The organism is Chimaeribacter sp. YP20170169, assembly GCF_056739715.1.
Genome location: NZ_CP176824.1, coordinates 2,886,664 through 2,906,054, shown reverse-complemented (window position 1 = coordinate 2,906,054; position 19,391 = coordinate 2,886,664). Strand labels below are relative to the sequence as shown.

The window sequence follows — 19,391 nt, the reverse complement described above, 5'->3', positions numbered from 1 at the left end:
TCCCCTCCTCGACTCGCACGGCTTGCGCCGCTATAATGCTGCGTCTTATTTTCCGGAATGGTTTCGGGACGCTTCTGAAAACAGGGATTGGGTTCTGATAAAGCGACCGTCCTGGTTCTTAGAAGCCGTTTTCAAAGTAAGCTGCCCTGCGCACTCATTTTGAGAACGGCTTCTGGAGTTGACCGAGCACTGTGATTTTTTTGAGGTAACAAGATGCAAGTTTCAGTAGAAACCACCCAAGGCCTTGGGCGTCGTCTCTCTATTACTGTACCGGCTGATACCATCGCCCAGGCAGTGAAAAAAGAGCTGGTGAATGCGGCGAAAAGCGTCCGTATCGACGGCTTCCGTAAAGGCAAAGTGCCGATGAATATCATTGAGCAGCGCTATGGCGCCTCTGTCCGTCAGGACGTGCTGGGCGAACTGATGCAGCGCAACTTTGTTGACGCGATCATCAAAGAGAAGATCAATCCGGCTGGCGCACCGAACTACGTGCCAGGCGAGTATAAAGAAGGTGCAGACTTCACTTACACGGTAGAGTTCGAAGTCTACCCGGAAGTGGAACTGAAAGACCTGGAAGGCATCGAAGTTGAGAAGCCGGTCGTTGAAGTCAACGAATCCGACGTGGACGCGATGCTGGAAACCCTGCGCAAGCAGCAGGCAGAGTGGAAAGAGACTGACGCGGCTGCTCAGGCAGAAGACCGTGTGACCGTTGACTTCTCCGGCTCCATCGACGGCGAAGATTTCGAAGGCGGCAAAGCCTCTGATTTCGTACTGGCTATGGGCCAGGGCCGCATGATCCCGGGCTTCGAAGAGGGTCTGGTCGGTCACAAAGCGGGCGACGAGTTCACCATCGACGTGAGCTTCCCGGAAGACTACCACGCAGAGAACCTGAAAGGTAAAGCTGCCCAGTTCGCTATCGTTCTGAAGAAAGTAGAACAGCGTGAACTGCCGGAGCTGACCGAAGAGTTCATCAAACGTTTCGGCGTGGCTGATGGCTCCCTGGAAGGCCTGCGCGCAGAAGTGCGTAAAAACATGGAGCGCGAGCTGAAAGGCGCCGTGCGTAACCGTGTGAAGACCCAAGCTATCGACGGTCTGGTAAACGCTAACCCGATCGACGTGCCAGCGGCACTGATCGACGGCGAAATCGACGTGCTGCGCCGTCAGGCTGCACAGCGTTTCGGTGGCAACGAGAAGCAAGCGCTGGAACTGCCGCGCGAGCTGTTCGAAGAGCAAGCCAAACGCCGCGTTGTGGTTGGCCTGCTGCTGGGCGAAGTGATCAGCCAGAACGAGCTGAAAGCGGATGAAGATCGCGTGAAAGCGCTGATCGAAGAGATGGCTTCTGCGTATGAAGATCCGCAGGAAGTGATCGAGTTCTACAGCAAGAACAAAGAGCTGATGAACAACATGCGCAACGTCGCGCTGGAAGAGCAGGCGGTTGAAACCCTGCTGGCCAAGGCGAAAGTGACTGAGAAAGAGACCTCCTTCACTGAACTGATGAACCAGGCTTCCGCCTGAGTCCCATCGCGGATCGGCTGAGAGGCCGGTCCCGCCCGCCAAGCCCACGGAGACCCGTGGGCTTTCTTTTTATCGGCGTCAGCCAATGACCTGCCAAAATTCTCATTCCCTTTGCCCCGATTTGCACTATATTCAAGATGTTGGTATACCCGGAGAAGGGGAGAGCGACGTCATTCGTCCCATTGTTGGCAGGCAATGAGAGGCAACCGCCCGGCGGCGTTTTTCCGGGCGACGCTTGAAATGGTGCCGGCCCGCCCCCACAGCTAAGGAACAGGGCTTCCATTACTCTGCATGAGGAACGACCACCGTTTATGGCCGGGGCAACCGGGCGCTTGAGCAATGGTCATCAGCGGCCAACTCAAGTAGAATCGTTTTTAATGGCGCCAAAGTGAATTATTTCTAGGAGACGGTGATGTCATACAGTGGCGAACGAGATCAATTAGCACCTAACATGGCTCTGGTACCGATGGTAGTGGAGCAGACCTCACGCGGTGAGCGTTCATACGATATCTACTCCCGCCTGCTTAAAGAGCGCGTGATCTTCCTGACCGGCCAGGTTGAAGACCATATGGCCAACCTGATTGTGGCGCAGATGCTGTTCCTGGAAGCGGAAAACCCGGAAAAAGATATCTTCCTGTATATCAACTCCCCAGGCGGCGTCATCACAGCCGGCATGTCAATCTATGACACCATGCAGTTCATCAAGCCAGACGTCAGCACCATCTGTATGGGCCAGGCGTGCTCGATGGGCTCCTTCCTGCTGGCCGCAGGCGCGAAGGGCAAGCGTTTCTGCCTGCCGAACTCCCGCGTCATGATCCACCAACCGCTGGGCGGCTTCCAGGGTCAGGCCACTGACATTGAAATTCATGCCAAAGAGATTTTGAAAGTGAAATCGCGCATGAATGAACTGATGGCAAAACATACGGGTCAGTCACTTGAAGTGATAGAGCGTGACACTGAGCGTGACCGTTTCATGTCTGCAGAACAATCTGTAGAGTATGGCCTGGTGGACGCCGTATTAACCCATCGCAACTGACCAATGAGTACGGGCCGATGCGCTATACTGGGTGAAGCCCCTGTGAACGCCACAGCTGACGCATCGGCGGCCAGCAGCGGAAAGGTTCGTTAACTGGTCATGCTTCTGCCGAATGGTGCGGCAGGACAGATACTAGAGAAGAGGTTTACTGATGACAGATAAGCGCAAAGACGGTTCAGGAAAGCTGCTGTACTGCTCTTTTTGCGGCAAAAGCCAGCATGAAGTGCGTAAGCTGATTGCCGGGCCGTCAGTGTATATCTGCGATGAATGTGTTGATCTGTGTAACGACATTATTCGCGAAGAGATTAAAGAAGTTGCGCCCCACCGTGAGCGCAGTGCACTCCCGACCCCGCACGAAATCCGCCAACACCTGGATGACTACGTCATCGGCCAGGAGCAGGCCAAGAAAGTGCTGGCAGTGGCGGTGTACAACCACTACAAACGTCTGCGCAATGGCGACAGCAGCAACGGCGTGGAGCTGGGCAAAAGCAACATCCTGCTGATCGGCCCGACCGGTAGCGGCAAGACCTTGCTGGCCGAGACTCTGGCTCGCTTCCTGGATGTGCCCTTTACCATGGCTGACGCCACCACCCTGACCGAAGCCGGTTATGTGGGTGAGGACGTTGAAAACATCATCCAGAAACTGTTGCAGAAGTGCGATTACGACGTGCAGAAAGCCCAGCGTGGCATCGTCTACATCGATGAGATTGATAAAATCTCCCGTAAGTCTGACAACCCCTCCATTACCCGTGATGTCTCCGGTGAGGGTGTGCAGCAGGCACTGCTGAAACTGATTGAGGGCACCGTGGCAGCCGTACCGCCGCAGGGTGGCCGCAAGCATCCGCAGCAGGAGTTCCTGCAAGTTGATACCTCCAAGATCCTGTTCATTTGTGGCGGCGCCTTTGCCGGCCTGGATAAGGTGATCGGGCAGCGTATCAACACCGGCACCGGCATCGGTTTCGGCGCGGAAGTGAAGGGTAAATCTGAAAAAGCCACCGAAGGCCAGCTGTTGGCACAGGCAGAACCAGAGGATTTGATTAAGTTTGGTTTGATCCCTGAGTTCATCGGTCGTCTGCCGGTAGTCGCGACCCTGAGCGAACTGAGCGAAGACGCGCTGATCCAGATCCTGAAAGAGCCGAAGAACGCCCTGACCAAGCAGTATCAGGCGCTGTTCAACCTGGAAGGTGTGGAGCTGGAGTTCCGTGACGAGGCCCTGACGGCCATCGCCAAGAAGGCCATGGCGCGCAAAACGGGCGCCCGCGGCCTGCGCTCCATCGTGGAAGGCGCACTGCTGGACACCATGTACGACCTGCCCTCCATGGAGAGCGTTGACAAGGTGGTCATTGATGAGTCGGTCATCGCCGGTCAATCTGAGCCGATGCTGATTTATGGCAAGCATGAGGCCCAACAGGCTTCAGGTGAATAATTACTCAGCTGTTCCAGTAAGTTAAACATCCAATGGGGGAAATCATCCCCCATTTTTTTTTCCTCGCATGCTGGTCGTTGAATGTAAGAGATTCATCCCCATATACTCAGTATCCTACTTGCTGAAACCCGTAAATCTGGAGTTTCACGAGATTTCTTTAACCTGGCGGAAGCTAAACTAAGAGAGAGCTCTATGAACCCTGAGCGTTCCGAACGCATAGAAATCCCCGTATTGCCTCTGCGCGATGTGGTGGTTTATCCGCACATGGTGATCCCGTTGTTTGTTGGCCGGGAAAAATCAATACGGTGCCTTGAAGCCGCAATGGATCACGATAAGAAGATCATGCTGGTGGCGCAAAAAGAGGCCTCAACGGATGAACCGGGCGTCAACGATCTGTTTTCTGTCGGTACGGTAGCGTCCATCCTCCAGATGTTGAAGCTGCCGGACGGCACGGTAAAAGTGCTGGTAGAAGGTTTGCAGCGCGCGCGCATCACCACCCTGTCTGACAATGGCGAGCACTTTGCGGCCCAGGCTGAATACCTCGATTCGCCAGCCATTGATGAGCGTGAGCAGGAGGTGCTGGTACGCACCGCCATCAACCAGTTTGAAGGCTACATCAAGCTCAACAAAAAGATCCCGCCGGAGGTGCTGACATCCCTGAACAGCATCGACGATGCCGCACGCCTGGCTGATACCATCGCCGCCCATATGCCGCTAAAACTGGCAGACAAACAGTCCGTGCTGGAGATGTCCGATATCACTGAACGCCTTGAGTACCTGATGGCGATGATGGAGTCGGAAATCGACCTGTTGCAGGTGGAGAAACGCATCCGCAACCGCGTCAAAAAGCAGATGGAGAAGAGCCAGCGCGAGTACTACCTGAATGAGCAGATGAAGGCCATTCAGAAAGAGCTGGGCGAGATGGATGACGCGCCGGATGAGCACGAGGCGCTGAAGCGCAAAATCGACGCGGCCAAAATGCCGAAAGAGGCCAAAGAGAAGACTGAGGCCGAGCTGCAAAAGCTGAAGATGATGTCGCCGATGTCAGCGGAAGCCACCGTGGTGCGCAGCTACATCGACTGGATGATCCAGGTGCCGTGGAACGACCGCAGCAAGGTGAAGAAAGACCTGCGCAAGGCCCAAGAGGTACTGGACTCCGACCACTACGGGCTGGAGCGCGTCAAGGATCGCATCCTTGAGTACCTCGCCGTGCAGAGCCGCGTCAGCAAAATCAAGGGGCCGATCCTCTGTCTGGTGGGGCCGCCAGGGGTAGGTAAGACCTCCCTCGGCCAGTCCATCGCCCGTGCCACCGGTCGCCAGTATGTGCGTATGGCGCTGGGCGGTGTGCGTGATGAGGCGGAGATCCGCGGTCACCGCCGTACTTATATCGGCTCCATGCCGGGCAAGCTGATCCAGAAGATGGCGAAAGTGGGCGTACGTAACCCCCTGTTCCTGCTGGATGAGATCGACAAAATGTCCTCTGACATGCGTGGTGATCCGGCTTCCGCCCTGCTGGAAGTGCTGGACCCGGAACAGAACGTGGCCTTCAACGACCACTATCTGGAAGTGGACTACGATCTCTCCGACGTGATGTTTGTGGCGACCTCCAACTCCATGAACATTCCGGCACCGCTGCTGGACCGTATGGAAGTGATTCGCCTCTCGGGTTACACCGAGGATGAGAAGCTGAACATCGCCAAGCAGCACCTGCTGCCGAAGCAGATTGAGCGCAACGCATTGAAAAAGGGCGAATTGACGCTGGAAGACAGCGCGATCATCGGCATCATCCGCTACTACACCCGTGAAGCCGGCGTGCGTAGTCTGGAGCGTGAAATCTCCAAACTGTGCCGCAAGGCGGTGAAACAGCTGCTGATGGACAAAACCATCAAGCACATCACCATCACCGGCGACAACCTGAAGGATTACCTGGGCGTCCAGCGTGTCGACTATGGCCGCGCGGATACCGAAAACCGCATCGGTCAGGTGACCGGTCTGGCGTGGACGGAAGTGGGCGGCGACCTGCTGACCATCGAAACCGCCTGCGTACCGGGCAAGGGCAAGCTGACCTACACCGGCTCCCTCGGCGAGGTTATGCAGGAGTCCATTCAAGCGGCGCTGACCGTGGTGCGCGCGCGTGCCGACAAGCTGGGCATCAACAACGACTTCTATGAGAAGCGTGACATCCATGTGCACGTGCCGGAAGGCGCGACGCCGAAAGATGGCCCAAGCGCCGGTATCGCCATGTGCACCGCGCTGGTCTCCGCCCTGACCGGCAACCCGGTACGCGCCGACGTGGCGATGACCGGTGAGATCACGCTGCGCGGCCAGGTGCTGCCGATTGGCGGCCTGAAAGAGAAGCTGCTGGCGGCCCACCGTGGCGGCATCAAAGTGGTGCTGATCCCGGATGAGAACCGCCGCGATCTGGAAGAGATCCCGGATAACGTCATCGCCGATCTGGAGATCCACCCGGTCAAGCGCATCGACGAAGTGCTGAATCTGGCGTTGCAAAATCCAGCGTTTGGTGCGCAGCCGGTGGCGGTGAAATAATCGCAGGCAGGCTTACGTTCTCAACAGCCGGCAAGCCGAGAGGTTTGCCGGCTTTTTTATGCCACCGCGCCGGGCGCGTGGTTGGCTTGCATAGCCCTGGTAGGCTTGATATAAAAGCAGCGCAGCCGCGCACCAAGGACTTTTTTCAGCGCGGCAAAGATTTCAAGAGGGGATGAATACGTGAATAAATCACAACTGATCGACAAGATTGCCGTGGACGCAGACCTTTCCAAGGCTGCCGCTGGCCGTGTGCTGGATGCCATTCTGGAATCCGTTACTGATTCACTGAAGAGCGGCGAAGAAGTGGCGCTGGTGGGGTTCGGCACTTTTGCCGTACGCGAGCGCGCCGCCCGTACTGGCCGCAACCCGCAGACCGGGAACGAGATTGCCATCCCGGCAGCCAAAGTTCCGGGTTTCCGCGCAGGCAAGGCGTTGAAAGACGCTATTAATTGATGAGTGTGCGGTAGATCGCGTTTCCACAGGCAGTTTGTTTCAAACAATCGCCTGACGCGACCAGCCGGGTAAGGTAAGATACAAGGCGCATCAAAATAGGTGCGCTTTTTTTATTTCTACAGCACAGGCAGGACGGGGTGATACTCGTTTTCTTTGCCTTTCGCTCTACCGCGCAACGGCGCAGGACGTGCCGGGCACCATGCCTGCGCAGGGTTGTTAATCTACATTACAGCGGAGTGTTGTCACATTATGATGGACAATTTACGCGCGGCCTCTAACCATGTCGTGCTCAAAGTCATCCTGGCGCTTATTATCCTCTCCTTTGTCCTGACCGGGGTGGGCAACTATCTGATCGGCGGTTCCGGCGACTATGCCGCCAAAGTGAACGGCCAGGAGATCAGCCGCGCCCAGTTTGAACAGGCTTTCCAGAATGAGCGCGCCCGTATGCAGCAGCGCCTGGGTGAGCAATTCTCCCTGCTGGCGGGCAATGAACAGTATATGCAGGGCCTGCGCCAGCAGGTGCTGAACCAGCTGGTGGACGTCACCCTGATTGACCAGTACGCCAAAAAGTTGGGCGTGACCATCGCGGATGAGCAGGTTAAAGAGAGCATCCTGGCGACCCCGGCGTTCCGCACCAACAACCAATTCGACAATGACAAATACCTGGCGGTAATCCGCAGCAATGGCTTCACCGCTGACAACTACGCGCAGGTGGTTCGCCGCCAGTTGCAGGCGCAGCAGCTGAATCAGGTATTTGGCGGTAGCGAGTTTGTCCTGCCGGTGGAAACCGATGCACTGGCAGCGCTGGTGCTGCAATCGCGCGAGGTGCGCGTTGCGGCCTTTGACACCGACGCGCTGGCGACCAAGCAGACCGCAACGGATGACGAGCTGAAAGCCTACTACGACCAGCACCGTGACGCGTTCATCGCGCCGCAGCAGATGAAGGTCAGCTATCTGGAGATGGACGCGGCCGCCCTGCAAGACAAGGTGACCGTCAGTGACGCGGAGATCGCGGCCTACTATGACCAGCACCAGAACACCTTTGGCCAGCCGGAGCGCAAAAAGTATGGCGTGATCGTGCTGAAAACTCAGGCGGATGCCGATGCAGTACTGGCTGACCTGAAAAAAGGCGCAGATTTCGCTGAACTGGCGAAGGCCAAATCCATCGATACCTTCACCGGCCAGCGCGGCGGCGAACTGGACTGGATGGAACCGGAAACCACGTTGGAAGACTTCAAGAATGCCAACCTGACGGAGAAGGGCCAGCTCTCTGGCGTGATCAAATCCTCCTCTGGTTTCCTGATCCTGAAACTCAACGATCTGGAAGCGGCGAAGATCAAGCCGCTGGCTGAAGTGCACGCCGACGTGCTGGCGAAACTGAAGCAGGAGAAGGCGCTGGATGCCTTCTATGCGCTGCAACAGAAAGTGAGCGAAGCGGCAACCAATGACAATGAGTCACTGGCATCAGCGGAAGAGGCCTCTGGCCTGAAAGTGGTACACACCGACTGGTTCACCCAGCAGACCATCCCGCAGGCGCTTAACAGCAAGGCGGTGGTGGATGTCCTCTTTGATGGCTCCCTGCAGGGCGACAATGGCACGCCGGGCAGCAACTCCAACGTGATCAGCGCCGACGGCGACCGTGCATTTGTAGTGCGTATCGATGCCCACAAACCGCAGGCAGAGAAGCCGCTGGCGGAGGTGCATGATGAGGTGCTGGCACTGGTGAAACGTCAGAAAGCTCAGGAGCAGGCGCAGGTTGAGGCAGATAAAGTGCTGACCGCACTGAAAGCGGGCAAGGGCGATGAGGCGTTGAAAGCCAATGGCCTTAGCTTTGGTGAAACGCAGAACGTCCAGCGTTCCCAACAGCCTTCTGCCTTTGAGCAGAACGTCTACAGCCTGCCGCAGCCGCAAGCCGGCAAGCCAAGCTTTGGCGTGACCAAGGATGAGAAGGGCAACGTGGCGCTGGTCGCTCTGGACAAAGTTACCCCCGGCCACCTGCCGCCGGACGCTATCCCGGGCTTCAGCAGCCAGGTGAAAGAGGGTGCCACCAACATCACCTTCGATGCCCTGCTGAGTAGCCTGCGTGAGTCTGCTAAAATCAAACTGGGCAGTGCTGCACAGGCGCAATAACGCTTCCAAGAAAATGTAATGCGTTGCAACAGACAAAGGCCGCTTTCGCGGCCTTTTCCACATTTGAAATCTGCCCTTTGTGCTCGTTTCCGCTTTTCGGCATTGTGTCCGTGCTGAACAACACAAGGAGAAACAGCATGAAAAAATTAGGAATTTCCGCCCTCGGACTGGCACTGGCGCTCGGTCTGTCAAGTTTACCGGTGCTGGTGCAGGCAGCTCCCACTGACGCCTCGCCTGCCACGCTCTCCGCCAAAAAAGCGGAGAAAGCGCCCGTCACACCCAGCGCCAAGGCGAGCGTAGCTAGCCAGGAGGAGAAGGTCAGCATCAACAGCGCCGATGCCGCCGCGCTCTCTCAGGGGTTGAATGGCGTCGGCCTGAAAAAGGCCGAGGCGATTGTCAGCTACCGTCAGGAATTTGGGCCTTTTACAGACATCGAACAGTTGCAGGAGGTGCCCGGCATTGGCCCGGCGTTAATCGAGCGAAACCGCGACCGGCTGGTTTTGTGAACCCCCTCGCGTAACGCTGAACTTCTGACCGACGACAGGGAGATTCTGCTACCCTCAAAGTGATCCGACCAGTGCGCCCGCGGGCGCACTTCAGGGCGCAGGTTTTTCCCTATCGTTGCAACAGGAGTGAGTCAGCCACCATGCAGATGCTGCTAAAAGTCCGGGGTTTTCATATCGATGTCTACCAGCATGTCAATAATGCCCGCTATCTGGAGTTCCTGGAGGAGGCCCGCTGGGAGTGGCTCTCTGCGCTGGAGGGATTCCAGTGGATGAAGGCGCAAGGCATCGCCTTTATCGTGGTCAATATCAACATTAACTATCGCCGACCAGCCGTGCTGGGGGATGTGCTGCGCATTGACAGCCAACTGGCGCGCCTCAATGGGCGCAGCGGCGTGGTCAATCAGGTGATCACCCTGGAGCCAACGGGTGAGGTGGTGGCGGATGCGGCCTTGACCTTCGTCTGCATCGATCTGAAAACCCAGAAGGCGCTGCCGCTGGAGGGGGAGTTGCTGGCGCGCTTGAGCCAGTTGGAGCAACCGGCGGGGCAGTAAACGGCCCCACCGTGGGGCAGGGCCGGCGTGCGGTTATTGCAGGCCGCTCTTCTGTTTCAGGCTGGCGAGCACGCCCGCGCGGTCTTGCTGGTAAACCGCCAGACCGTTGGCGCGCAGGTGGCAGGCAGCGCATTCGCCGCAGCCATCGCCCTGAATGCCGTTGTAACAGGTCAGGGTGTCGCGGCGCACGCGCTCCAGTTGCCCGTAGTAGTCGGCCAGCGCCCAGGTTTCCGCCTTGTTCAGCCACATCAGCGGTGTCTCAAAGCGGACATCACGCGCCAGCCCGAGGCTGACCGCGTGGTTCAGCGCCTTAACGAACTCGTCGCGGCAGTCCGGGTAGCCGGAGAAGTCGGTTTCGCACACGCCCGTGATCACCGCTTCCGCCCCGATCTGGTAGGCATAGATGGAGGCCAGGGTCAGGAACAGGATATTGCGGCCGGGCACAAAGGTGCTTGGCAACTGCCCCTCGGCATTGGCCTCATAGCCCGGCACCGGGATGTTGTCACGCGTCAGGCTGCTGACCGCCAGTTCATTCAGCAGGCCGACATCCAGTACCTTGTGCGCCCGCGCGCCCAGTGCTTGGGCCAGTTGGCGGGCCACGTCAATCTCTGCCCGGTGGCGCTGGCCGTAGTCGAAGGTGACGCAGTGCACCTCATCATACTGCGCCATTGCCTGAATCAGGCAGGTGGTTGAGTCCTGACCACCGCTGAATACCACTACTGCTCGTTTCATTGTTACTACCTTTACTGTGTGTACCTGCCCGGCAACGCCGCCGGGTATTCACTATAGGTTACTGTCCCGCGCCCGCTTTGAACAGCTGCATGGGTGGGCCGGTCAGCCGGGAAAGAGGGGAGGGATCGCGCCAATGTGCTCCGCCACCCAGCTATCACTGTAGTAGGTATCGGGGTAACGATCGCCGCTGTCGCACAGCAATGTAACGATGGAGCCTTGTTCACCGCGCTGGCGCATCTCGGCTGCCAGTTGCAGCGCGCCACAGAGGTTGGTGCCGGTTGAGGCGCCAGCGCGGCGGCCCAGCGCCCGCTCCAGCCAGTGCAGGGCGGCGATGCTGGCGGCATCTGGCACCGCGATCATGCGGTCAATCACATCCGGGATAAAGGAGGGCTCAACACGCGGCCGGCCAATGCCCTCAATCCGGCTGCCCAATGGCGAGGTGATCTGCGGGTCACGCCGGTGGTAGTAGTCGTGGAACACTGAGTTTTCAGGATCGACCACCACCAATTCGGTCGGGTGCCCCTGATAGCGGATATAGCGCCCCAGCGTGGCAGAGGTGCCGCCGGTGCCCGCGCCCATCACCAGATAGCGCGGCATCGGGAACGGCTCGCGCGCCATCTGGCGGTAGATGCTGTCAGCGATATTGTTGTTGCCGCGCCAGTCGGTGGCCCGTTCGGCGTAAGTGAACTGGTCCATATAGTGGCCGCCCAGATCGCGCGCCAGATGTTCAGACGCGGCATAGATCTGCGCCGAGTGCTCAACAAAGTGGCAACGCCCACCATAAAAGGCGATCTGCTCTATTTTGCGGCGCGCGGTGCTGGCCGGCATCACGGCGATAAAGGGCAGGCCAAGCAGGCGGGCAAAATAGGCTTCGGAGATGGCAGTGCTGCCGGAGGAGGCTTCAATCACCGTGCTGTTCTCCCGCAGCCAACCGTTGCAGAGCGCGTAGAGGAACAGGGAGCGTGCCAGCCGGTGTTTCAGGCTGCCACTGGGGTGGGTGCTCTCATCTTTCAGATAGAGATAGATGCCGGGGAAGTCCGGCAGCGGCAATCGGATTAAATGGGTATCCGCGGAGCGCTGGAAATCGGCCTCGATTTCCCGGACAGCGCCCCTGACCCAGCAAGCAGTCATCGGCTCGTTCTCAACAGGGGGAAGATGGCGCTTAGCCTACCCTGAGAACGGGAAAAAAGGATTGCTATCTTGCCTGCAAAATGGCCAGATAAGAGAAAATTTTTCTCAGGAGCGACCCTTGCTGGATAAAATTGACCGTACGCTGCTGCGTTTGCTGCAACAGGACTGCACGCTCTCCCTCCATGAGATGGCGGAAGCGGTCAACCTGACCTCCACCCCGTGCTGGAAACGGCTCAAACGGCTGGAGGAGCAGGGTTACATCCGCAGTCGGGTCGCGTTGCTGGATTGTGATAAGATCGGCCTCGGCCTGACCGCCTTTATGCTGATCAAGACTCAGCAGCATAACCGTGAGTGGTATCAGCACTTCGTCAGCCAGACTGAACAGATGCCGGAGGTACTGGCGTTCTACCGGATGGCGGGGGAGTACGACTATTTATTGCAAGTGCAGGTGGCTGACATGAAAAGCTACGACACCTTTTACAAAAAGCTGGTAAACAGTGTGCCCGGCCTGATTGAGGTGACCTCCAGCTTCGCGATGGAAAGGATCAAATACATCACGGCCCTGCCGCTGCCGGAGTAGGCGCACAGCGCCATCGCTTTTTTCCAACCATCTTCTATGCTGCTTGGGCGGCCATCATCCGGTGCGCCGGCGCTTCACTTTTTGGGAATAAAATCTTGTGAGATTGTTTGCACAACTAGGCTGGTATTTCCGCCGGGAGTGGCGTCGCTACCTCGGTGCGATAGCCCTGCTGATTATCATTGCCGTCCTGCAACTGCTGCCGCCCAAGCTGGTGGGGGTGATTGTGGATGGCATCACCCAAAAACGGATGGACACGTTCGCGGTACTGGGCTGGATTGGCGTGATCCTGGTGACGGCGGTGTTCGTCTACCTGCTGCGCTATGTCTGGCGAGTGCTGCTGTTTGGGGCCTCCTACCAACTGGCGGTGGAGCTACGCGAACGCTTTTACCAGCAACTCAGTCACCAGCATCCGGCCTTCTACCTGCGCCACCGTACCGGCGATCTGATTGCCCGCGCCACCAATGACGTGGATCGGGTGGTGTTTGCCGCCGGAGAAGGGGTATTGACGCTGGTGGATTCGCTGGTAATGGGCTGTGCGGTGCTGGTGGTGATGTGCACCCAGATTAGCTGGCAACTGACACTGTTGTCACTGGTGCCGATGCCTATCATGGCGCTGGTGATCAAGCGCTACGGCCAGCAGCTGCACGATCGTTTCAAGTCGGCGCAGGCGGCCTTCTCGGCGTTGAATGACCAGACGCAGGAGAGCCTGACCAGCATCCGCATGATCAAGGCCTTCGGCCTGGAAGATCATCAGTCCGGCCAGTTCGCCCGCGTGGCAGCGGATGCCGGTGCCAAAAACCTGCGAGTGGCGCGCGTGGATGCGCGTTTTGACCCGACCATCTACATCGCCATCGGCATGGCGAATTTGCTGGCGGTGGGCGGCGGCAGTTGGCTGGTGGTCAACGGCACCCTGACCCTCGGCCAACTCACCAGCTTTGTGATGTATCTGGGCCTGATGATCTGGCCGATGCTGGCGCTGGCCTGGATGTTCAACATCGTGGAGCGCGGCAGTGCTGCCTACAGCCGCTTGCGCAGCATGTTGAAAGAGGCCCCGACGGTGGTGGATGGCAGCCAGGGCGTGCCTGCGGGGCGCGGGGCGTTGCAGGCGGAGATCGTGCGCTTCCACTATCCAGAAAACACCCACAGCGCGCTGCATGACGTGCGCTTTACCCTCCAGCCGGGCCAGATGCTGGGCCTATGCGGCCCGACAGGCGCCGGGAAGAGCACTCTGCTGGCGCTGGTGCAGCGCCAGTTTGATGTGGATGAGGGGGCAATCCGCTTCCACGGTCTGCCGTTGCCCGCGCTAAAACTGGATGAGTGGCGTGGTCGGCTGGCGGTGGTGAGCCAGACGCCGTTCCTGTTCTCAGACAGCGTGGCGCAGAACATCGCCCTTGGCCGACCAGAGGCAACGCCAGCGCAAATTGAACAAGCGGCGCGGCTGGCTAGCGTGCATGACGATATTTTGCGCCTGCCGCAAGGTTACGAAACCCAGGTGGGGGAGCGGGGCGTGATGCTCTCCGGCGGGCAGAAGCAGCGCATCGCCATTGCCCGCGCGCTGCTGCTGGAGGCAGAGATTTTGATTTTGGATGACGCCCTCTCTGCGGTGGATGGCCGCACTGAGCACGAGATCCTAGCAAACCTGCGCCAATGGGGCAGCAACCGCACCCTGATCATCAGCGCCCATCGCCTGTCGGCACTGACCGAGGCCAATGAGATTTTAGTCTTTAACCAAGGCACGGTTATGCAGCGCGGCGATCATGACACGCTGGCGGCACAACCGGGCTGGTATCGTGATATGTATCGTTATCAACAACTTGAGGCCGCACTTGATGAGCCAGCGCCCGCTGCGGGAAACCGGGAGGCGCAGGATGCCTAAACTCCAGTCAATGTGGCCGACCCTGAAACGCCTGCTCACCTATGGCTCCCCCTACCGCAAGCCGCTGCTGCTGGCGGTGGTGATGCTGTGGGTGGCCGCGGGCGCGGAGGTAGGCGGCCCGCTGCTGATCAGTTACTTTATCGATCATGTGGTGGCGCACGGCAACCTGCCACTGGCGCTGGTTTCAGCGCTGGCCGGCGGCTATATCCTGCTCAACCTGCTGGCGGCAGCACTGCACTACTACCAGTCGCTGCTGTTCAACCGGGCAGCGGTCGGTGTGGTGCAGCGGCTGCGAATCGATGTGATGGATGCCGCGCTGCGCCAGCCGCTGAGCGAGTTTGATATTCAGCCGGTGGGGCAACTTATCTCACGCGTCACCAATGACACCGAGGTGGTGCGCGATCTCTACGTTACCGTGGTGGCGACCGTGCTGCGCAGCGCCGCCCTGATTGGCGCGATGTTGGTGGCGATGTACAGCCTCGACTGGCGCATGGCGACGGTGGCGGTCTGTATCTTCCCGGCGGTGCTGGTGGTGATGGTGCTCTACCAGCGTTACAGCACGCCTGTGGCGCGCAAGGTGCGCAGTTACCTGGCCGATATCAACGATGGCTTCAATGAAGTGATCAACGGCATGGGCGTGATCCAGCAGTTCCGCCAGCAGCAGCGCTTTGCTGAACGGTTGAGCGCGGCGAGCTGGGCACACTACCACGCGCGCATGAAGACGCTGCGCATTGAGGGGTTCCTGTTACGCCCGCTGCTGAGCCTCTTCTCCACCATGGTGCTGTGCGGACTGCTGATGCTGTTTGGTTTCAGCGCTGTCGGCAGCGTCGGGGTGGGCGTGCTCTACGCCTTCATCAACTACCTCGGCCGCCTCAATGAGCCGCTGATAGAGCTGACCTCCCAGCAGTCGATCCTGCAACAGGCGGTAGTGGCGGGCGAGCGCATCTTTGAGCTGATGGATCGCGTACAGCAGCAGTATGGCGGTGATGACCAGCCGCTCACCAGCGGCCAGATCGAGATTGATGACGTCAGCTTTGCCTACCGGGATGACAAAAAGGTGCTGGAGCACATCTCGCTGTCGGTGCCGTCGCGCGGCTTTGTGGCGCTGGTGGGACATACGGGCAGCGGCAAAAGCACCCTCGCCAACCTGCTGATGGGCTACTACCCGATCAGCGAGGGGCAGATTCGCCTTGATGGCCGTCCGCTTGACACGCTCTCCCACCAGACGCTGCGTCAGGGTGTTGCCATGGTGCAGCAAGATCCGGTGGTGCTGGCGGAGTCGGTCTACGCCAACGTCACGCTGGGCCGCGAGATTGCCGAGCAGGAGGTGTGGCAGGCGCTGGAGACGGTGCAACTGGCGGAGCTGGTACGCGCGATGCCCGAAAACATCCACACCCGGCTGGGCGAGCAGGGCAATAACCTGTCGGTGGGCCAGAAACAGCTGCTGGCGATGGCGCGAGTGCTGGTGCAGGCGCCGCAAACCCTGATTCTGGATGAGGCGACCGCCAATATCGACTCTGGCACCGAGCAGGCGATCCAGCGCGCGCTGCGTGCCATCCGTCAGCACACTACGCTGGTGGTGATCGCTCACCGCCTCTCTACCGTGGTAGACGCCGACTCCATTCTGGTGCTGCACCGTGGACAGGCGGTGGAACGCGGCACCCATGCCGAGCTGCTGGCGCATCAGGGGCGCTATGCCCAGATGTACCAGATGCAACTGGTGGGTGAGCAGCTGGAGGCAGAGAGCGCCACGCCACTCTCCGCCTGAGCGAGGGCGGGTGCTTGGCACCCGCTCCCTCAGTCCGCACCATTATCAGGCATATAACCCGCGCAATTCCCCCACGCTGCACCCCAGTAAAGCGGCTTGCACTAAAATGAGGCGCAGCTACGCTTTCTATGGGCTGACTTAAGTCAAATCGTCTCCTCCGGACTGGCCGGAGAGGACGTCGCCTGTCCCTAATTCCCTCTATTCCCAGACGAAATCATTTGTGGCACACCCTTTGCTTTAGACTAGCTATCCACGCGGGTTTAACGCGACAGGCTCTTAATTCGAGGAGTGGCAATATGAAACTGGTTACTGTGGTGATCAAACCATTCAAGTTGGAAGATGTGCGCGAGGCGCTCTCTGCCGTAGGCATTCAGGGACTGACCGTCACCGAGGTAAAAGGCTTTGGCCGCCAGAAAGGTCATGCCGAACTCTACCGTGGGGCTGAGTACAGCGTGAACTTCTTGCCGAAAGTCAAAATCGATATTGCCATTGCCGACGACCAGCTGGATGAAGTGATTGATGTGATTAGCAAAGCGGCCTACACCGGCAAGATCGGGGACGGCAAAATTTTTGTTGCAGAGTTGCAGCGTGTGATTCGTATTCGTACTGGCGAGACCGACGAAGCAGCATTGTAATTTCAGGCTCGGATGAGTGAACTAGGGGTGGATTGATAATGAAAAAACTTTTATCCATGATGGGCCTCGGCACGGCGGCCATAGCGCCATCGCTGGCGATGGCGGCACCGGCAGTCGCTGATAAGGCGGACAACGCCTTTATGATGATCTGCACCGCGCTGGTGCTGTTTATGACCGTGCCGGGGATTGCGCTGTTCTACGGCGGCCTGCTGCGCTCCAAAAACGTGCTGTCGATGTTGACCCAGGTGATGGTGACCTTCGCGTTGGTCTGCGTGCTCTGGATGCTGTATGGCTACAGCCTGGCCTTCAGCGAGGGCAACGCCTTCTTCGGCGGCTTCCAGACGGCGATGCTGAAGGGCATTACGGTGGACAGCGTTACCGGCACCTTCGCCCAATTGATCCACGTCGCCTTCCAGTGCTCCTTCGCCTGCATTACCGTGGCGCTGATTGTCGGGGGCTTCGCCGAGCGTATCCGCTTCTCCGCGGTACTGATCTTCACCGTGATCTGGATGACCTTCTCCTACCTGCCGATTGCCCACATGGTGTGGGGCGGCGGCTTCCTGGCGGCAGATGGCGCGCTGGACTTTGCCGGCGGCACCGTGGTGCACATCAACGCGGCGATTGCCGGGCTGGTGGGCGCGTACCTGCTGGGCAAGCGCGCGGGCTTTGGCAAAGAGGCATTCAAACCGCATAACCTGCCGATGGTCTTCACCGGTGCCAGCATCCTCTACGTGGGCTGGTTCGGCTTCAACGCTGGCTCCGCCAGTGCGGCCAATGGCATCGCGGCGCTGGCTTTCGTCAATACCGTAATGGCTACCGCTGGCGCGATCCTCTCCTGGGTACTGGTGGAGTGGATGGTGCGCGGCAAGCCTTCCCTGCTGGGCGCCTGCTCCGGCTGCATCGCGGGTCTGGTCGCCATCACCCCAGCGGCGGGCACAGTGGGTGTCGGCGGCGCGCTGGTGATTGGTCTGATTGGCGGCGTGGCCGGCCTGTGGGGCGTAGTGATGCTCAAACGCTGGCTTCATGCGGATGACACCTGTGACGTCTTTGGCGTACACGGCGTGTGTGGTATCGTCGGCTGCATCCTGACTGGCGTCTTCACCTCCTCCTCCTTGGGCGGCGTTGGTTACGCAGAAGGCGTGACCATGGGGCACCAGGTCTGGGTACAGCTGTTCAGCATCGGCATTACCCTGGTGTGGTCAGGTGTCGTGGCCTTTATCGGTTACAAAATTGCTGATATGGTGGTGGGACTGCGTGTTCCGGAAGATCAGGAGCGCGAAGGGCTGGACGTCAACAGCCACGGCGAGAACGCCTACAACCAGTAATGGCAGAGTAGGGCATCAGCCTGACGAGCAGTGCGCTAAATAAAACAGGTTCCCCGGCGTGGGCGTGATTCCTACCCCCGCCGACTTAAGGAGCCGGGCAACATGCAAAAAACATCACAGATAATGATGCAAACATGATGATAGAGAGGCGGTGGCGCAATCCACCGCCTTTTTTTATGCGTCGCGGCGGCGGATGACCCCCTCCTGCACCGACGTCGCGACCAGCACGCCATCGCGGGTGTAGAACTGGCCGCGCACAAAGCCGCGCGCGCTAGAGGCGGAGGTGCTCTCCACCGCATAGAGCAGCCACTCATCCAAACGGAAAGGCCGGTGGAACCACATGGAGTGGTCGATGGTCGCCACCTGCATCCCCGGCTCGAGGAAGCCGACCCCATGAGGTTGCAGCGCGGTGGGCAGGAAGTTGAAGTCCGAAGCGTAGCCCAGCAAATATTGGTGGATACGCAGGTCGTCCGGCATCTCGCCATTCGCCCGGAACCAGACGTGCCGCTCTGGTGCGGCCACCGTGCCCTGCAACGGGTTGTGGAAAGCCACCGGCCGCATCTCAATCGGGCGCTGGCCAATGAACTTTTCCCGCACCTTCTCGGGGATCAGGTGGGCAAACTTCTGCGCAATCTCTGACTCTGAGATCAGCGCCTCCGGCGGCGGCACCTGTGGCATGGTGTTCTGGTGCTCGAAACCGCTCTCCTGACACTGGAAGGAGGCGGTCATGTAGAAGATAGGCTTGCCATTCTGCACCGCTTTGACCCGCCGGGCGCTGAAGCTGTGGCCATCACGCAAAATTTCCACGTCATAGATGATCGCCTTGCTGCTGTCACCGGGGCGCAAAAAATAGCTGTGGAAGGAGTGGATACCGCGCTCGGCGGGCACCGTTTGCTTGGCGGCATACAGCGCCTGACCGACCACCTGGCCGCCAAAGACCTGGCGTAATCCCAGATCCTCGCTCTGTCCCCGGAACAAGCCCTCTTCGAGTTTCTCCAGGTTGAGCAGATCCAATAAATTCGTTAATGCCTGACTCATGCGGTGATCCCTTTCAGCGAAAAACAGGGTAGGTGGGGCGCGTGGCCCCCTGTCGCCATAGTAGAGGATCCGGGGCAGTGAAAGAAGGGCGTGCCGGGGGGCGGCAGGAATTTTTCAGAGTTATGTGCCACAATTATTTCGT

Annotated in this window: 16 protein-coding genes; 13 read left to right on the top strand and 3 right to left on the bottom strand. The window is 58.9% G+C overall.

Annotation, left to right across the window (positions count from 1 at the left end):
• Positions 1-213: 213 nt before the first annotated feature.
• From tig to ACK3SD_RS13245, 8 genes are all read left to right on the top strand, one after another.
• Positions 214-1,515 (top strand): trigger factor, encoded by a 1,302-nt coding sequence (gene tig / locus ACK3SD_RS13280; RefSeq protein ID WP_481125797.1) that lies wholly within the window; start codon positions 214-216, stop codon positions 1,513-1,515.
• 412 nt (positions 1,516-1,927) lie between these two features.
• Positions 1,928-2,551: an ATP-dependent Clp endopeptidase proteolytic subunit ClpP gene (gene clpP / locus ACK3SD_RS13275; protein ID WP_137764009.1), complete on the top strand. Its 624-nt coding sequence runs from the start codon at positions 1,928-1,930 to the stop codon at positions 2,549-2,551.
• 151 nt (positions 2,552-2,702) lie between these two features.
• The gene (clpX, locus tag ACK3SD_RS13270) at positions 2,703-3,977 is read left to right on the top strand and encodes an ATP-dependent protease ATP-binding subunit ClpX (RefSeq protein WP_137764008.1); all 1,275 of its coding nucleotides are present in this window, start codon (positions 2,703-2,705) and stop codon (positions 3,975-3,977) included.
• A 192-nt stretch (positions 3,978-4,169) separates the two neighbouring features.
• On the top strand, positions 4,170-6,524 hold the full coding sequence (lon, locus tag ACK3SD_RS13265) for an endopeptidase La (RefSeq protein ID WP_137764007.1): 2,355 nt from the start codon (positions 4,170-4,172) through the stop codon (positions 6,522-6,524).
• 180 nt (positions 6,525-6,704) lie between these two features.
• Positions 6,705-6,977: a nucleoid-associated protein HU-beta gene (hupB, locus tag ACK3SD_RS13260; protein WP_481125796.1), complete on the top strand. Its 273-nt coding sequence runs from the start codon at positions 6,705-6,707 to the stop codon at positions 6,975-6,977.
• A 249-nt stretch (positions 6,978-7,226) separates the two neighbouring features.
• Entirely contained in the window at positions 7,227-9,107 is a 1,881-nt protein-coding gene (gene ppiD, locus ACK3SD_RS13255) for a peptidylprolyl isomerase (RefSeq protein WP_481125795.1), read from the top strand.
• Between the two features lie 137 nt (positions 9,108-9,244).
• Positions 9,245-9,613 (top strand): ComEA family DNA-binding protein, encoded by a 369-nt coding sequence (locus ACK3SD_RS13250; protein WP_481125794.1) that lies wholly within the window; start codon positions 9,245-9,247, stop codon positions 9,611-9,613.
• Positions 9,614-9,753: 140 nt separating this feature from the next.
• Positions 9,754-10,164, top strand: a complete 411-nt coding sequence (locus ACK3SD_RS13245) for a YbgC/FadM family acyl-CoA thioesterase (protein ID WP_137764003.1) — start codon at positions 9,754-9,756, stop codon at positions 10,162-10,164.
• 33 nt (positions 10,165-10,197) lie between these two features.
• Here the strand turns inward: ACK3SD_RS13245 and queC are convergent, their stop codons facing one another.
• The gene (gene queC / locus ACK3SD_RS13240) at positions 10,198-10,896 is read right to left on the bottom strand and encodes a 7-cyano-7-deazaguanine synthase QueC (protein WP_481125793.1); all 699 of its coding nucleotides are present in this window, start codon (positions 10,894-10,896) and stop codon (positions 10,198-10,200) included.
• A 102-nt stretch (positions 10,897-10,998) separates the two neighbouring features.
• Entirely contained in the window at positions 10,999-12,027 is a 1,029-nt protein-coding gene (locus ACK3SD_RS13235) for a PLP-dependent cysteine synthase family protein (RefSeq protein WP_481125792.1), read from the bottom strand.
• Positions 12,028-12,145: 118 nt separating this feature from the next.
• Here ACK3SD_RS13235 and ACK3SD_RS13230 point away from each other — a divergent pair, with 118 nt between their 5' ends.
• The 5 genes from ACK3SD_RS13230 (at position 12,146) to amtB (ending at position 18,211) form a co-directional block, all read left to right on the top strand.
• On the top strand, positions 12,146-12,607 hold the full coding sequence (locus ACK3SD_RS13230; protein WP_481125791.1) for an Lrp/AsnC family transcriptional regulator: 462 nt from the start codon (positions 12,146-12,148) through the stop codon (positions 12,605-12,607).
• 97 nt (positions 12,608-12,704) lie between these two features.
• Complete coding sequence (locus ACK3SD_RS13225; protein WP_481125790.1) at positions 12,705-14,483, top strand: SmdA family multidrug ABC transporter permease/ATP-binding protein; 1,779 nt, start codon at positions 12,705-12,707, stop codon at positions 14,481-14,483.
• Complete coding sequence (locus ACK3SD_RS13220; RefSeq protein ID WP_481125789.1) at positions 14,476-16,251, top strand: SmdB family multidrug efflux ABC transporter permease/ATP-binding protein; 1,776 nt, start codon at positions 14,476-14,478, stop codon at positions 16,249-16,251. Before ACK3SD_RS13225 ends, ACK3SD_RS13220 begins: the two co-directional genes overlap by 8 nt.
• Positions 16,252-16,547: 296 nt before the next feature.
• Entirely contained in the window at positions 16,548-16,886 is a 339-nt protein-coding gene (gene glnK / locus ACK3SD_RS13215) for a P-II family nitrogen regulator (protein ID WP_009639071.1), read from the top strand.
• Between the two features lie 38 nt (positions 16,887-16,924).
• Positions 16,925-18,211: an ammonium transporter AmtB gene (gene amtB / locus ACK3SD_RS13210; protein WP_481125788.1), complete on the top strand. Its 1,287-nt coding sequence runs from the start codon at positions 16,925-16,927 to the stop codon at positions 18,209-18,211.
• A 174-nt stretch (positions 18,212-18,385) separates the two neighbouring features.
• Here amtB and tesB read toward each other — a convergent pair whose 3' ends face one another.
• The gene (gene tesB, locus ACK3SD_RS13205) at positions 18,386-19,249 is read right to left on the bottom strand and encodes an acyl-CoA thioesterase II (protein WP_481125787.1); all 864 of its coding nucleotides are present in this window, start codon (positions 19,247-19,249) and stop codon (positions 18,386-18,388) included.
• Positions 19,250-19,391: the final 142 nt, after the last annotated feature.

Coding starts and splice junctions, on each gene's coding strand:
- tig (WP_481125797.1), top strand. CDS start 214: ATGCAAGTTTCAGTAGAAACCACCCAAGGCCTTGGGCGTCGTCTCTCT.
- clpP (WP_137764009.1), top strand. CDS start 1,928: ATGTCATACAGTGGCGAACGAGATCAATTAGCACCTAACATGGCTCTG.
- clpX (WP_137764008.1), top strand. CDS start 2,703: ATGACAGATAAGCGCAAAGACGGTTCAGGAAAGCTGCTGTACTGCTCT.
- lon (WP_137764007.1), top strand. CDS start 4,170: ATGAACCCTGAGCGTTCCGAACGCATAGAAATCCCCGTATTGCCTCTG.
- ppiD (WP_481125795.1), top strand. CDS start 7,227: ATGATGGACAATTTACGCGCGGCCTCTAACCATGTCGTGCTCAAAGTC.
- ACK3SD_RS13250 (WP_481125794.1), top strand. CDS start 9,245: ATGAAAAAATTAGGAATTTCCGCCCTCGGACTGGCACTGGCGCTCGGT.
- ACK3SD_RS13245 (WP_137764003.1), top strand. CDS start 9,754: ATGCAGATGCTGCTAAAAGTCCGGGGTTTTCATATCGATGTCTACCAG.
- queC (WP_481125793.1), bottom strand. CDS start 10,896: ATGAAACGAGCAGTAGTGGTATTCAGCGGTGGTCAGGACTCAACCACC.
- ACK3SD_RS13235 (WP_481125792.1), bottom strand. CDS start 12,027: ATGACTGCTTGCTGGGTCAGGGGCGCTGTCCGGGAAATCGAGGCCGAT.
- ACK3SD_RS13220 (WP_481125789.1), top strand. CDS start 14,476: ATGCCTAAACTCCAGTCAATGTGGCCGACCCTGAAACGCCTGCTCACC.
- glnK (WP_009639071.1), top strand. CDS start 16,548: ATGAAACTGGTTACTGTGGTGATCAAACCATTCAAGTTGGAAGATGTG.
- amtB (WP_481125788.1), top strand. CDS start 16,925: ATGAAAAAACTTTTATCCATGATGGGCCTCGGCACGGCGGCCATAGCG.
- tesB (WP_481125787.1), bottom strand. CDS start 19,249: ATGAGTCAGGCATTAACGAATTTATTGGATCTGCTCAACCTGGAGAAA.